Annotated in this window: 15 protein-coding genes and 3 tRNA genes; 8 read left to right on the top strand and 10 right to left on the bottom strand. The window is 64.6% G+C overall.

Annotated elements, in window-relative coordinates:
- Positions 1-127 precede the first annotated feature (127 nt).
- Positions 128-1006 (bottom strand): LysR family transcriptional regulator, encoded by an 879-nt coding sequence (locus tag BSTEL_RS06760; protein ID WP_034528666.1) that lies wholly within the window; start codon positions 1004-1006, stop codon positions 128-130.
- An 86-nt stretch (positions 1007-1092) separates the two neighbouring features.
- Here BSTEL_RS06760 and BSTEL_RS06755 point away from each other — a divergent pair, with 86 nt between their 5' ends.
- From BSTEL_RS06755 to BSTEL_RS06745, 3 genes are all read left to right on the top strand, one after another.
- Positions 1093-1974 carry an AzlC family ABC transporter permease gene (locus BSTEL_RS06755; protein WP_238567648.1) on the top strand — a complete coding sequence of 294 codons (882 nt, stop codon included), beginning with the start codon at positions 1093-1095 and terminating at the stop codon, positions 1972-1974.
- Entirely contained in the window at positions 1974-2309 is a 336-nt protein-coding gene (locus BSTEL_RS06750) for a branched-chain amino acid transporter permease (protein WP_034528664.1), read from the top strand. The genes BSTEL_RS06755 and BSTEL_RS06750 overlap by 1 nt, the downstream gene beginning before the upstream one ends.
- A 96-nt stretch (positions 2310-2405) precedes the next feature.
- Positions 2406-3230, top strand: coding sequence for a PhzF family phenazine biosynthesis protein (locus BSTEL_RS06745; RefSeq protein WP_202962074.1), 825 nt, complete (start codon positions 2406-2408; stop codon positions 3228-3230).
- 67 nt (positions 3231-3297) lie between these two features.
- Here BSTEL_RS06745 and BSTEL_RS12755 read toward each other — a convergent pair whose 3' ends face one another.
- A complete protein-coding gene (locus BSTEL_RS12755) occupies positions 3298-3525 on the bottom strand; it encodes a type IV toxin-antitoxin system AbiEi family antitoxin domain-containing protein (protein WP_051922925.1) in 228 nt (75 codons plus the stop codon).
- Between the two features lie 133 nt (positions 3526-3658).
- A complete protein-coding gene (locus BSTEL_RS12750; RefSeq protein WP_238567647.1) occupies positions 3659-3955 on the bottom strand; it encodes a hypothetical protein in 297 nt (98 codons plus the stop codon).
- Positions 3956-4052: 97 nt separating this feature from the next.
- Between BSTEL_RS12750 and BSTEL_RS06735 the strand changes: the two genes are divergently transcribed.
- The 5 genes from BSTEL_RS06735 (at position 4053) to BSTEL_RS06715 (ending at position 5783) form a co-directional block, all read left to right on the top strand.
- Entirely contained in the window at positions 4053-4520 is a 468-nt protein-coding gene (locus tag BSTEL_RS06735) for a hypothetical protein (protein WP_034528659.1), read from the top strand.
- Between the two features lie 416 nt (positions 4521-4936).
- Positions 4937-5018 (top strand) — tRNA-Tyr (locus tag BSTEL_RS06730).
- Between the two features lies 1 nt (position 5019).
- Positions 5020-5091 (top strand) — tRNA-Thr (locus tag BSTEL_RS06725).
- Between the two features lie 20 nt (positions 5092-5111).
- A tRNA-Lys gene (locus BSTEL_RS06720) sits at positions 5112-5185 on the top strand.
- A gap of 139 nt (positions 5186-5324) precedes the next feature.
- The gene (locus tag BSTEL_RS06715) at positions 5325-5783 is read left to right on the top strand and encodes a cupin domain-containing protein (protein WP_238567646.1); all 459 of its coding nucleotides are present in this window, start codon (positions 5325-5327) and stop codon (positions 5781-5783) included.
- A gap of 133 nt (positions 5784-5916) precedes the next feature.
- Here the strand turns inward: BSTEL_RS06715 and BSTEL_RS06710 are convergent, their stop codons facing one another.
- The 7 genes from BSTEL_RS06710 to BSTEL_RS06680 form a co-directional block, all read right to left on the bottom strand.
- The gene (locus tag BSTEL_RS06710) at positions 5917-7188 is read right to left on the bottom strand and encodes an ABC transporter substrate-binding protein (protein ID WP_034528658.1); all 1272 of its coding nucleotides are present in this window, start codon (positions 7186-7188) and stop codon (positions 5917-5919) included.
- Positions 7189-7320: 132 nt separating this feature from the next.
- On the bottom strand, positions 7321-8142 hold the full coding sequence (locus BSTEL_RS06705) for an ABC transporter ATP-binding protein (RefSeq protein ID WP_034528655.1): 822 nt from the start codon (positions 8140-8142) through the stop codon (positions 7321-7323).
- A 1-nt stretch (position 8143) separates the two neighbouring features.
- The gene (locus BSTEL_RS06700; protein WP_084686155.1) at positions 8144-9160 is read right to left on the bottom strand and encodes an ABC transporter ATP-binding protein; all 1017 of its coding nucleotides are present in this window, start codon (positions 9158-9160) and stop codon (positions 8144-8146) included.
- On the bottom strand, positions 9153-10136 hold the full coding sequence (locus tag BSTEL_RS06695; RefSeq protein ID WP_034528654.1) for a branched-chain amino acid ABC transporter permease: 984 nt from the start codon (positions 10134-10136) through the stop codon (positions 9153-9155). The genes BSTEL_RS06700 and BSTEL_RS06695 overlap by 8 nt, the downstream gene beginning before the upstream one ends.
- Positions 10137-10139: 3 nt before the next feature.
- The gene (locus BSTEL_RS06690; RefSeq protein ID WP_034528651.1) at positions 10140-11567 is read right to left on the bottom strand and encodes an ABC transporter permease subunit; all 1428 of its coding nucleotides are present in this window, start codon (positions 11565-11567) and stop codon (positions 10140-10142) included.
- A gap of 357 nt (positions 11568-11924) precedes the next feature.
- Entirely contained in the window at positions 11925-12296 is a 372-nt protein-coding gene (locus BSTEL_RS06685; RefSeq protein WP_034528648.1) for a fluoride efflux transporter FluC, read from the bottom strand.
- Positions 12293-13159 (bottom strand): fluoride efflux transporter FluC, encoded by an 867-nt coding sequence (locus BSTEL_RS06680; RefSeq protein WP_051922923.1) that lies wholly within the window; start codon positions 13157-13159, stop codon positions 12293-12295. The genes BSTEL_RS06685 and BSTEL_RS06680 overlap by 4 nt, the downstream gene beginning before the upstream one ends.
- Positions 13160-13173 lie beyond the last annotated feature (14 nt).

Below are 13173 nucleotides of genomic sequence, written 5' to 3'. Positions count from 1 at the left end.
GGCCTGAAGTTGTGAATCTCGTATCCTCCGCCATCACCCCGGAACCACGTGGTTCTGGGGTTTTTCGTTTTCCAGCAACCCCCGCAACCGGGCAACAGAGGGCAACAGAGGCAACCCGGCAACCCCTTCACGGCAGCGCGTCGATGTTGCTTCGCAGGTGCTCGATGAATCGCCTGGCCGCGAGAGGGAGCCTGTCGCGGTCGGCGTAGGCGATGGCGATGGTGCGGTCCACGGGCGGGTCGGTGGGTCGAAGGACGATCCGGTAGTTGGTGCTGGTGCGGTGGAGGATGAGTTCGGCGAGGATGCTGAAGCCCAATCCGGCCTCGACCATGGTCATGATCGAGTAGTCGTCGTGGATGCGCAACCGCACATTCGGCTTGAGCCCGATCGACGCGAACGCCTCCAACGGCTCGGAATAATGCCCCTCCTCCAGCAGGATCATGGGTTCCTTGGCGAGCGCGGCCAATGGCACCCGGTCAAGTGCTGCGAGCGGATGACCTTGCGGCAGGACGGCGAGCATGGCACCCCGTTTGATGGTGATGGTCTGCACGTCGCGCGCGGCGGCGGGGTTGATGAATCCGAAGTCGATGGTGCCGTTGTGGATCCACTCCTGGATGGTGGTGTAGTCGCCTTGGTGCAGGACGAACCGCACGTTCGGGTGACGCTGTTGGAAGCCGCTGATGAGCCCGGGCAGCCAGTGGGCGGAGATGCTGGCGATGGTGCCCATGCGGATCACGCCGGTGTCGAGGCCGAGGATCTCGTCGGTCCGTTCGCGGATGCGCAGACCGTCCTCCACGTAGCGTTCGATGAGCGGGTAGAGCTGGCGTCCCTCCTCGGTGAGCGTGCATCCGCCGCGCTGCCGGTTGAGCAGGGTGACGTCGAGTTCCTTCTCCAGCGATGCGATCATCTGGCTGACGGCCGACTGGCTGCATCGCAGCTCGTCGGCGGCCGCGGAGAAGCTGCCGTATTCGACGATGTGCCGCAGGGCGAGATACCGGTTGTCCATAATCGTTCATCATAGACGTTGCATAAGCATCGCTTACGTGTCCATTAGCGGATTTGATTGTACTTATCGTATATGCACGTCATACGATGGCCGCCATCGGACACGTCCAGCGCAGCTGGATCGTTCGACACATGCACGGGAACATCAATGAAGGAAAGGATCCCCCCGATATGGCGTTGTTGCGTACGGCGTTCCGGGCCGCGTTGCCGCCCACGCTGCCAATCGCCGCCGGCTTCCTGTTTTTCGGCGGATCCTACGGACTACTCATGCATGCCAAGGGATTCCCAATCGTGTACCCGCTGGCCATGGGCTACGTCATCTTCGCCGGTTCCATGGAGTTCGTCACCGTGAATCTGCTGTTGTCCGCGTTCGACCCGTGGGCCGCGTTCCTGCTGGCGATCATGGTCAACGCGCGTCATCTGTTCTACGGTCTGTCGATGCTGGACACATTTCGTGGATTGGGCTGGAGAAAACCGTATCTGATCTTCACGATGATTGACGAGACATTCGCCATCGATTCCAGCGTTCATATTCCGGCATCGGTCGACCGGGGATGGTTCATGGTGTTCGTCTCCGTCCTCTGCCGCTCCTACTGGTTCGGTGGAATAGCGTTGGGTTGGCTGGCCGGCGGCGTGCTTCCGTTCGACACCAAGGGCATCGAGTTCGTGCTCGCCGCCCTGTTCCTGTCGATTCTCCTCGAACAGTGGGATGACGACCGAAACCGGAAGGAGGGCGACGACAGCGACCCGCGCCCACACCCGGCGGTCGCGAATCTCGCGGATTCGGCTCGGCCTCATGCGCCTGCGCTGGTCGGTCTGTCGGTCTCCGCGATCTGTCTGGCGCTGTTCGGCCCGGACCGGTTCATGATTCCGGCCATGGCGCTGATGCTGGTGACGTTCCTGATATTGCGTACGAGATTGGAAGACGCGGGCGACGAGCACGGCACCCGGAACGGAGAGGAACAATGATGACCATGACCACATGGCAAGCCGTCGTGACCATCGCGGCGGTCTCGTTGGGCACCATGTTCACCCGCTTCCTGCCGTTCACGCTGTTCCCCGATTCACGCCGACCGCCCAGAACCGTGACCTACCTCGGCAGGGTTCTGCCACATGCGATGACCGGTCTGCTCGTGGTGTACGCGCTCAAGGACGTGTCGCCGCTCTCCGGATCCCATGGAGCGCCCGAGGCGATCGCGGTCCTCATCATCGTGCTGCTGCATCGGTGGCGCCACAGCATGCTGGTGTCCGTCGCCGGAGGAACCATCGTGTACATGATGCTCGTCCAGCTGGTGTTCGCGTGACGGGTTTGCGGCTTCCTGCCCCGTTGGGGGATTCATGGCGACGGACATCCGACGGCAGACGACGACGGTAGACGACGAAAGCAATGGGAGACAAGTATGACTATGCGGCAGTATGTGGTGGATGCGTTCACGGACAGGGTGTTCAAGGGCAATCCGGCGGCGGTGTGTCTGCCGGAATCATGGCCCTCTGACGAACTGATGGCGGATATCGCGATGGAGAACCGGTTCTCCGAGACCGCGTTCATCGTGCGCGAACCGGAAGGATGGCACCTGCGCTGGTTCACGCCGGGCGGCGAGATCGACCTGTGCGGTCATGCGACGCTCGCCTCCGCGTATGTGGTACTGCGGTTCGTGGAACCGGATGCCGACGTGGTGCGGTTCCGCACGATGAGCGGCGTGCTGACCGTGACCCGGCGGCGGAGCGACGGGCATGATGGCGACGACCACGCCGGCGACGTGTTCACGATGGACTTCCCCGCCTTCGACCTGAAGCCCACGCCGGTCACCGACGCGATGGAACGGGCGTTGGGCGTGCGCCCCATCGAGGCGTGGCTCGGCCGCGACCTGCTGTGCGTGATGCCCGACGAGCGGACCGTGCGCGGACTCGATCCCGACCAGGGGCTGCTTGAGGACCTGCCCGGCCTGCTGGCCAACGTCACGGCGGCCGGCGATGCGGGGTCGGGCTTCGACTGCGTGTCCCGCGCATTCGCACCGAAGCTTAACGTCCCCGAGGACCCGGTCTGTGGCTCCGGCCATTGCCACATCCTGCCATACTGGAGCAAACACCTCGGCAAGACCGCGCTCACCGCGTATCAGGCCTCGGCGCGCGGCGGCGTCATCCACGCCACGGTCGGCGACGGCCGCGTCAGCCTCGGCGGCGGCGCGGCGCTGTTCTCCATCGGCACCATCCTGCCCGACTGATGGCCGATATGACACTCGCCGCGTTGGCGGCGATGACGAGCTACCGCATTGACGCCAACCGGCACCGCTACATGCCTGTATAGCGTGCCCACCGGCCACGACCGACGACTTTCAGCCTCCCGGCCTTAATAAGTTTGGACAACTGGCAATACGCCCGATTGGCATCGATATGCAGCAGCTCCATGACATCCGCACGCGTGATGCCATGCTGCTCCGCAGCCAATTTCACGATGAGTTCCGGCCACCTCACACGGTCGATGTCCGCCTGACGCACGTATTCGATGGTCCTGCCCACACGCCTGTTCTTCGGCCAGCCCCGTACGCTTGAGCGCGTCCATCAGGCAAGGTTTACGTCCATGAGGCTCGGCGGTAAGCAGGTTGTGGATGTTGATGCCTTCCACGAATCCACCGGGATTGGCGATGGTCGGTCAGGCATCGTCCAATTGCACGCGCACACGCCCGAGCAGAGTATGGTCACGATGGCCGAACGCGTTCACCAGCGCCTCACGGAACGCCCTATGGGTCGGGCTGAAACGTTTCAGCGACTCCTCCTTGCCCAGCAGCAGCAATCCGGTCAATGTCGGCATGATCTTGCCGTCGACGGTCACCGTCAGCTGCAGGGCTTGCTCCAGCTCCTCGTCAGTGAGCTCCAGCAGATTACGGTCGCTGGACTGGTACGTACCGATGATCCGGCGCAGCGAGTTCACGCGCATTCCACGCCCCACACACACCGCGAAGGCCCGTCACCGAGCCCGTCTACTTGCCCACCAAACTCTCGGCATGCTGCTGTAACCTGTAGCTGGTATCCGCAAGGAGGGCAGCATGGCCGTATTCGAAGACGATTTCATGGACATCCAGGCAGGTCTGGTCGCGCTTGCCTTGGAGGCCGTCGGCGACGCCAACGTGGAGGATGTGTACATATACGGATCCATCGAGGGTTGTATGACGGCCTTCAACGTGTTCTTCCGCGTGGACGGGGAGGTCCGATACCTGCGGGATGTGGTCGACGACCAGTCAATCAGATTGCAGGTGTTGGAGTTGGGCACCGGCGACTTGGGAAAGCTGCGCGACCTGTGCTTCGCGAACGACCACGACTGTCCGACCCAGATCCGAGGTCGCTACCATGCGGCCTCCGGCGGCTACCGTGCCCATTATGCCTATGATCCCATCGTCTGCGACGAACAGCATGGCATCGCGCCTTCCGAGGCGTTCGTCATGTGGGTGGACGACGTGCGGGCCGGCCGTGACGATCTGGCCACGGACAATGCCGCAGGAATAGGCGAGGATTAGCGTTCGATGCCGTACTCGTCGTACATGTAGGCGTCGTACTGGTTGTCGTCGGTGTGCGCCGTGTTGTAGTGATACGCATCATAATGGTTGCTGTTCTGCATGACCGCTCCTTTGTTCCTTCCGCCCCTTGGGGCCGGACCTCATCGTTATCGGTATCCGGTGTACTCCGCGCTCGTTTCCGCAGGATGTGTGTTCGACCACGTGCAGGTGAACTCATGCCGTCATCATCGTGAATGCGATGATGACGGGCGCTGTGGCCGTGACGGCACGACGCGACTGTGACGGCACGACGGAACCAGCGCGACATGACGGACCGTGCGACGTGCCGACTTGCGCAATACACGATGACGTGCCATTATGTTCAGGTTGCCTTTATGGGGTCGGGCCGAAAGGTCTGGCCGCGGAGGGAACGGATCGGCGGATTTCCCAAGCGGTCAAAGGGAGCTGACTGTAAATCAGCCGCTTCGTGCTTCAGTGGTTCGAATCCACTATCCGCCACGCCCCGATAGCTCAGTGGTAGAGCACTTCCTTGGTAAGGAAGAGGTCGTGAGTCCAATTCTCACTCGGGGCTCTCCGAAAGGAACCAACTACGCCCCTGTAGCTCAGTTGGTTAGAGCAGCTGACTCTTAATCAGCGTGTCCAGGGTTCGAATCCCTGCGGGGGCACAGACAAGGCCGGAATCGAAAGATCCGGTCTTTTTGTATTTTCCCCCGCCCTCAGCCGGCCTCCGCCATCGGAAGCCCCGATAATGGACGGTGACGAAACAACCATACGTCCGACAGGACCGATGAACGGGAGCGCATCATGGCAGATGAGACCACCCAGACCACCAGCGAGACCAAGCAGCCCGCACAGCCGCAGCCCGCACGACACCAGTGCAAGTGCGGAGGCGGGCACGGAACATGCCGCCGCGATGCCGAAGGGCACGCCATCACCGTCGAACCGCATCTGGGCTACGTCGCCGACCTGGCCTCGCTGATCGACATCCAGGAGGAGGCGACCGTGTCGCGCACGGTGCTGCGCGAGGACGGGCTGCGCGCCGTGCTGTTCGCCTTCGACAAGGACCAGGCGCTGAGCGAGCACACCGCGGCCATGCCCGTGACGATCCAGGTGCTCGAAGGACGGCTGCGCATCGGCGGCGGCGAGCGCGAGGTCGAGCTCACGGCGGGCGGCATCGTCTACCTGAGCGCGCGCCTGCCGCACACGGTATACGCGCTCGAGCCGAGCAAGATGCTGCTGCAGATGTTCGACAACCGCGGCTGAGGCTGAACAGGCGGGAATCGACCGGGGGAAAAAGACCGGAGAGCCCGGAGAGACGCGAGGCCGGTCGGTGCGCACGGAGCGCATCGACCGGCCTCGTAGCTCGGCCCGTCTGTTCAGGCTTGCCCGACCGGCCTCACTTGGTCGGAACCTTGCCTTCCTGCGCGTGGTCGAAGTTCGGCACGTTCTTGGCGTCGAACTTGTACACGCCGATGTTGGCGGAGCTCGGATCGTTGCTGGAGTTGAACGGTCCGATGCCGGTCACGCCCTTGTAGTGGATGTCCTTGCCGGACTTCAACGCGGCGAGGCACTCCTTGTAGGACGTGCATTCGGTGCCGCCGTTCGCGCCGGAGACGGCAGCCATGTTCTTCTGGATGGTTTCGCCGTCGGCGCTGCCACCCTTCTGCGCGGCGAGCGCTGCGAGGATGATGCCGTCATACGTTTCGGCGCCGTAGGTGAAGTTGTCGATGTCCTTGCCGTACGCGTCGACGAGCTGCTTCTGGAAGTCGTCGGAGGCCTGGACGCCCGGAATGGTACCCTTCGAGCCTTCAAGCAGCCCCGCGTCGAACACCTTCGAATAGTCGGACGTGTTGCCGTCCACGAAGTACAGCTTGTGCGTGTCGACGCCGGCGCTCTTCAACGCCTTGACGAGCGGCTTGGTCTGGTCGAACGCGATCACGGCGACGGCGTCCGGGTTGCTCGCCTTGATCGCGGTGGCGATTGACGAGAAGTTCGTCTCGGTCGGGTCGAACGCGTCCTTCTCGCCGTAGACGACGTTCACGCCCGCGTCCTTGACGGTCTTGACGACCGTGTCGCGCAGACCGGTGCCGTACTCGTCGTTGAACACCGCGACGGCGAGGTTCTTCACGCCGTCCTGCGCGATGACCTGGCCGAGCACGGTGCCCTGCACGGTGTCCGGAGGGACAGTGCGGAAGAAGTACGGGCTCAGGCCGGAGAAGTCGGAGCTGGTGGCACCCATGGAGAGCATCGGGATCTTCTGTTCGGTGATGGTCTTGTACACGTTCTTGACGACGGCGCTGGAGGCCGGGCCGATCACGAACGACGGGTTCTTCGACAGTACGGACTGCACGGCGGACGTGTTCTGATCGGCGTGGTCCGCGTCGGAGGTGTCGGCGTCGGTGGTGGTCACGTCCTTGCCGAGGACGCCGCCGGCCGCGTTGATGTCGCTGACGGCGAGCTTCTCGGCACCGTGCTCCACCGGCCCCAGGTAGGCGAGCGAGCCGGTGTCGGGCCACAGGCCGCCGAGCACGAACGCGTCCTTCTTGCCGGACGAGCCGGAGCCGGAGGCGCCGGACGACGAACTGGACGAGCCGCAGCCGGCGAGCGCCATGATGGCGGCTGCGACGGCCGCCGTGGCGGTGAATAGGATCTTCTTCTTGCTGTTCATGATTGCTTCCTCTCTATTCAAGCGAATATGAACGTGTGATGCGGAGCGATGGCCGGTGGGGAATCGATCGGGGGTCTCTCCCCCAGTCGGCTTCGCCGACAGCCCCCTCGTCAGAGGGGGCCGGATACGGGGTCACTGGCCCTCGGCCTCGACCTCTTGTTCGAGGTTGCCGAGATACAACGAGATGACCTTGGGGTCTTCCAACAGGTCTCGGCCGCGACCGGAGTAGGCGTTGCGGCCTTGGTCGAGGACGTAGCCGCGGTCGCAGATCTGCAGGCAGCGGCGGGCGTTCTGTTCGACGATGATGACGGAGACGCCGGCCTTGTTGACCTGGCGCACGCGGATGAAGGTCTCGTCCTGGAGCATCGGCGACAGGCCGGCGGACGGCTCGTCGAGGAGCAGCACGGACGGGTTCATCATCAGGGCGCGGGCCATGGCGACCATCTGGCGTTCGCCGCCGGACAGGGAGCCGGCGAGCTGGTCCTTGCGCTCCCCCAGTCTGGGGAAGATTGAGCACACGTAGTCGAAGCGTTCGTTGAACTTCTTCGGCGCCTGGTAGGCGCCCATGTGCATGTTCTCCGCGATGGTGAGGCTCGGGAACACGTTCTCGGTCTGCGGCACGAATCCGACGCCGAGCGAGACGAGCTTGTCGGCGCGCAGGTTGGTGATGTCCTCGCCTTTCAGGATCAGGTGCCCGGAGTGGATGTGGACGAGTCCGAACAGTGATTTGAGGAGCGTGGATTTGCCGGCGCCGTTGGGGCCGATGATGCCGACGATCTCGCCTTCGTGGAGGGTGAGGGATGCGCCGTTGAGGATGTTCACACCGGGAATGTATCCGGCGACGAGGTCGACGGCGTCGAGGAGGGGTTCGCCTTCCGGCTCGCCCACGTGGATTTCGGAGCGCGGGCGCGTGTCGGTCGCGGACGCGGCGGGTGCCGATGCTGTAGCGGTCATGTCAGTGTTCCTCGCTTTCCTTGAGGTCCATCACCGAGTCGTCGCCGAGGTCGATGTTGGCGTGGGCGCCGAGGTACGCGTCGATGACGGCGGGGTCGTTCATCACGCTCTTCGGCTGGCCTTCGGCGACGATCTTGCCTTCGGCCATGACGGTCACCCAGTCGGCGATGTGGCGGACCATGTTGATGTCGTGTTCGACGAACAGCACGGTGGTGCCCTCCTCGCGCAGCGACAGGATGTGGTCGAGCAGCGACTGCTTCAACGCCGGGTTGACGCCGGCCATCGGCTCGTCGAGCATGACGAGCTGCGGGTCGCTCATCAGCGCGCGCGCCATTTCGAGGAGCTTCCTCTGGCCGCCGGAGAGCGAACCGGCGAAATCGTCCTTCTTCTTGATGAGCAGGAAACGTTCGAGCAGCGCCTCCGCCTTCTCGACGTTCGCCTTCTCCTGTTTCTTCCACAGGCCGGGCACGAGTGCGCGGAACAGGCCTTCGCCGGGCTGGACGGGCGCGCCGAGCAGCATGTTGTCGAGCACGGTGAGGCGGCTCATCACCTTGGTCAGCTGGAACGTGCGGACCATGCCCATGCGCGCCACCTGCTCGGGGTGCACGTGCGCGAGGTCCTTGCCGTCGAACCGCCATGCGCCCGTGTTCGGGGCGTCGAAGCCGGTCATCAGGTTGAAGAACGTGGTCTTGCCGGCGCCGTTCGGGCCGATGAGCGCGGTGATGCCGTGCCGTTCGATCTCGAAGTGCTTGACGTTGACGGCGGTCATGCCGCCGAACCGGCGCGTCACGTTGTCGGCCACGAGGATCGGATCGGGCTTGTGCACGCCGGGCTCGTTGTGCACGAACTTGAGATCCTCCTTCACCTTGTCGCCGAACGCGGTGGAGATGAGGTGCTCGCCCTCCGGGGCCTTGGTGGCCCATTTGGCGAGGTCGTGGAACGGCTTGCCGGGTTGGATGCCCTTCGCCGGCACGGACACGGGCGCTCCGGACGTGCTCTTAGACGTTTTCTCAGACATTGAAGGCCAGCTCCTTTCGGTCTCCCAGCAGACCCTGCGGTCTGAAGATCACCAGGCACATCAGCGCGACGCCGACGATCACCCATCCGAGCGATTCGACCTGGTTGGAGGAAATGACGGTTTCGGGAATCGCGCCGCGCATCAGCTCCTTGACGAACGTGAGCAGCACCCACAGCAGGCAGGAGCCGATGATCGGCCCGAAGATCGTGGCCGCGCCGCCGAGCAGCAGGATCGTCCACGCGTAGAACGTGACCGCGCGTCCCAGCGAATCGGGCTGCACGGAACGCGGCAGGACGAAGATGATGCCGCCGAGCGCGCCGAAGATGCCGCCGATGATGAGCGCCTGCATCTTGTAGACGGTCACGTTCTTGCCGAGCGAGCGGATCGCGTTCTCGTCCTCGCGGATGCCCTTGAGCACGCGGCCCCACGGGGAGCGGAACCAGCGCCAGCACAGCACGGCGGCGATCGCGACGAGCACCCAGGCGACGATGCGCAGCCACCACGAGTTCGCGATGTTGTTCGAATACGTCCAGAACAGGAACGTGGTCGAATCGTCCGGCAGGGGCGACAGGTTCTCGAACTTCGTGGTGAAGTCCTGCGGCGAGATGCCGGCCGAGCCGCCGGTGAGCTTCGTCATCGCGGTGGAACGGCCGATGATGCGGATGATCTCGGCCGCGGCCAGCGTGACCATGGCGAGATAGTCGGGTCCGAGCTTCAGCGTCGGAATGCCGAGCAGCAGCGCGTAGATCACGGCGAGCACGATCGCCGCGCACACGGAGGTGAACAGGTTCGCGCCCATCGACTGCGTGATCGCGAAACCGTACGCGCCGAGCAGCATGAAACCCGCCTGGCCCATGTTCATCAGTCCGGTCATGCCGAAGTGGATGTTCAATCCGATGGCGGCGAGCGCGTACGCCGCCGTGGTGGGCGCGATGAGCTCGCCCAGCGTGTTGGTGATGATGGTCATGATGTCCATGTCTCAGCCCACCCTTTGCTGTTTGCCGAAGATGCCCTGCGGACGCACCAGCAGGACGATGATGAGGATCGCCAGCGCGCTGGCGTATCGCATGTCGTTGGGGATGACGAGCGAGCTCATGTCCGCGACGACGCCGATGATCAGCGAGCCGACGAGCGCGCCGTTCGCGGTGCCGAGGCCGCCGAGCGTGACGGCGGCGAACATGAGGAGCAGCAGCGTCGCGCCAGTGTTCCACGAGATGCCGTTCAGGTAGACGCCGAGCAGCACGCCGGACAGTGCGGCCATCGCGCAGGAGATGATCCACACGATGCGCACGACCTGTTCGACGTTGATGCCGGATGCGGCGGCGAGCGCGGCGTTGTCGGAGACGGCGCGGGTCGCGCGGCCGAGTCGCGTCCGGTAGAGGAACAGGCTCACACCGACGATCGCGACGATCGCGATGCCCGCCGAGATGAGCGTCGGCGAATCGGTGGTGACCGGGCCGACCTGGAAGCTGTTCGGCACGGATTTGACGATGCCTTTGATGTCGCCGCCGAAGAAGAACTGGAACAGGTATTGCAACGCCATCGACAGGCCGATCGTGACGATCATCTGCTGCATGGTGCCGACGTGCTTGCGGCGCAGCGGCGCCCACACGATCTCGTTCTGGATCCAGCCGGTGAGACCGCCGATCGCGATCGCGGCGATTGCGGCGGGCACGAGCGGCCAGTGCAGGATCTGCGTGCCGACGAACGCCATGAGACCGCCGAGCGTGACCTGCTCGCCGTGCGAGAAGGAGCTCAGTCCGGTGGTGCCGTAGACGAGGTTCATGCCGACGGACATGAGGCCGAGCATGAGGCCGAAGATCACGCCGGAGTAGAGCTGCTGCCAGAATCGTGCGCCGATGTTCGCGCCGGCACCGCCGGCGTCGGACGAGGCGGTGGTCGAGGAGGTCGAACCGGACGCGCTCGAACCGGACTTGCCGGACGCGGAGCCGGAACCGCCCGACCCGCTCGCGGCGGGCGCGGGCTTGTCGAAGCGGACCACCTGGCGGGCCGCGTCGAAGCTGTTCTTCTCGACCTTGACGGTGGCGGTCGCGGCCTTGAGGCCGTGCTCCTTGGCGACGGACTCGTCCATCGTGACGGTGTACGAGCCGTCCTTGCCGACGCTGAACGCCCAGTTGCCGTTCGCGTCGGTCGTGGTCGTGGCGCTTTCCGCGCCGCTGAGCTTCAGTTCGACGCCGGCGATCGGCTTCTTGGACGCGTCCTGCAGGATGCCGTTGACGCATCCGTTCGTGGCGGACGGGTTGCAGGTGGGGACGGCTTCGGCCGCCTGGGCTTGGTTGGGTGGTGTGAAACAGAACGCCATCAGTAGGGTCAATGCCGCCGCGCAGAGCGACGAGCGCAACAATCCCATCCGACGACGCCGTTCGATGATGTTCACGGCTGTCATGTGGATGTCCTCTCTGGATGTGCTTCACAACCTAGAGAGGCAAACCGCGCACGCCGTTATGCTCCGGTTTCCCGCGAGTTACCGTGAGGGCCGCATATTACCCGAGTATGACGCGGCCCCGCGTTTGGTTTCGCGGGCATTACATCATGTCGCCCACGTTACAGAATCGGGTGCCTCCCTCTGACGAGGGAGGTGTCATCGCGAAGCGATGACGGAGGGAGAGAAAAAAGCGGCCGCAGTCCGCGGGAGATCCGTCATCGGCCGAAGGCCGATTCAATTTTCCCGCGGCCTACGGCCGCTGTCTCTCCCCCAGTCCGCTGACGCGGACAGCCCCCTCCGCAGAGGGGGCCAAGATAGTCACGAGCCGAGGGAGGCGACCCACCAGCCGGCGGCCACGCACAGGATCGGCACGAGGATCGTCATCGCGCAGTAGAACGCGGCCATGCGGTAGCGGCCGGCGCGGGTGAGCGATACCATCTCGTTGATCGCGGTGGAGAACGTCGAGAATCCGCCGAGGAATCCGGTCACGAACAGCAGGTACGCGTGATGGTCGACGGTGGCGGACGCGTAGGCGCCGGCGGCGATGCCCGCGCAGAACGTGGCGATCACGTTGATGATGAACGTGGACAGCGGGAACGCGCGGTTCCACCAGCGTTGCACCGACGTGTTCACGATGAAGCGCGTCACCGCGCCGAGACCGCCGCACAGGCAGACGAGCAGGAACGTCATCGCGTCGCCTCCCCATGCGCGTCGCCGGTGACGGGATCGCCGACCATCGGAATCTCATCGGTGATCGGCGCCGGTTCGAACGACGGAATCGCGGAACCGTCGCCGGAATCGCCCGGAACGCCGGAATCATCGGAAACACCGACCATGATCGGCTTGTCGGCGAGCGCGACGTCGTCGACGTCACGCTTCGGCGCGGCGTGCGCGGGACCCGCCGCGCCGGAAGCGGCGGCGAGCGCATCGGCGACGACGCGCGCGGAGCGGCGCGAGGACGCCGCCAGCGCGAGACGCACGCCCGTCGCGGCGACGATGAGACCGCCCGCGAAACTGGCGAACATATAGAAGAGGAAGCCGCCGATTTGATCGGCGTGAATGGAGGTGAGCTCCTCGATGACCATCGCGGACAGGGTGGAGAAACCGCCGCACATGCCCATGCCGATGCCGCGCGAGGCGAGCTGTCGCACGCGTTTGCGGATCCACGCGGCCTGCGACATGTAGGTGGAGACGAACGCGAAGATGAGGCACGCGATCATGTTCGCGAGGAACGTGGCCGTGTGGAACGCGCTGAAGAAGCCGTGCGCGGCGGCGGGCGCGGGAAGCAGCAGCGACAGGGCGTAGCGCATGGCGGTGCCCACGCAGCCGCCGACGAACACGACGAGATAGATCATGCCGTCGGCGAGCGGGTTGAACTGCGCCTGCACGCGCTTGGCGGGGGCGAGCGGAATCGCGGGAGGGTCGGCCGCGGCGGCGGCGCCCTTCGGATGCGGCACGCCCGCCGCGTACGAGCGGGCGTGCGCGGCGGTCATCTCCTGCGTCGCCGGATCGGGCTCGGCGAAATACTCGGGCTGTTCGGTCGTGACGGCCATATCGGCTCGGCGGA

The organism is Bifidobacterium stellenboschense (assembly GCF_000741785.1).
Classification (GTDB): Bacteria; Actinomycetota; Actinomycetes; order Actinomycetales; family Bifidobacteriaceae; genus Bifidobacterium; species Bifidobacterium stellenboschense.
The sequence above is the reverse complement of the archived record's forward strand: the minus strand, read 5'-3'. Positions and strand labels throughout refer to the sequence as shown.

Excerpts from the sequence above, each read along its gene's own strand:
- BSTEL_RS06760 (WP_034528666.1), bottom strand. The coding sequence starts at position 1,006 with ATGGACAACCGGTATCTCGCCCTGCGGCACATCGTCGAATACGGCAGC.
- BSTEL_RS06755 (WP_238567648.1), top strand. The coding sequence starts at position 1,093 with ATGGCCGCCATCGGACACGTCCAGCGCAGCTGGATCGTTCGACACATG.
- BSTEL_RS06750 (WP_034528664.1), top strand. The coding sequence starts at position 1,974 with ATGACCATGACCACATGGCAAGCCGTCGTGACCATCGCGGCGGTCTCG.
- BSTEL_RS06745 (WP_202962074.1), top strand. The coding sequence starts at position 2,406 with ATGACTATGCGGCAGTATGTGGTGGATGCGTTCACGGACAGGGTGTTC.
- BSTEL_RS06735 (WP_034528659.1), top strand. The coding sequence starts at position 4,053 with ATGGCCGTATTCGAAGACGATTTCATGGACATCCAGGCAGGTCTGGTC.
- BSTEL_RS06715 (WP_238567646.1), top strand. The coding sequence starts at position 5,325 with ATGGCAGATGAGACCACCCAGACCACCAGCGAGACCAAGCAGCCCGCA.
- BSTEL_RS06710 (WP_034528658.1), bottom strand. The coding sequence starts at position 7,188 with ATGAACAGCAAGAAGAAGATCCTATTCACCGCCACGGCGGCCGTCGCA.
- BSTEL_RS06705 (WP_034528655.1), bottom strand. The coding sequence starts at position 8,142 with ATGACCGCTACAGCATCGGCACCCGCCGCGTCCGCGACCGACACGCGC.
- BSTEL_RS06700 (WP_084686155.1), bottom strand. The coding sequence starts at position 9,160 with ATGTCTGAGAAAACGTCTAAGAGCACGTCCGGAGCGCCCGTGTCCGTG.
- BSTEL_RS06695 (WP_034528654.1), bottom strand. The coding sequence starts at position 10,136 with ATGGACATCATGACCATCATCACCAACACGCTGGGCGAGCTCATCGCG.
- BSTEL_RS06690 (WP_034528651.1), bottom strand. The coding sequence starts at position 11,567 with ATGACAGCCGTGAACATCATCGAACGGCGTCGTCGGATGGGATTGTTG.
- BSTEL_RS06685 (WP_034528648.1), bottom strand. The coding sequence starts at position 12,296 with ATGACGTTCCTGCTCGTCTGCCTGTGCGGCGGTCTCGGCGCGGTGACG.
- BSTEL_RS06680 (WP_051922923.1), bottom strand. The coding sequence starts at position 13,159 with ATGGCCGTCACGACCGAACAGCCCGAGTATTTCGCCGAGCCCGATCCG.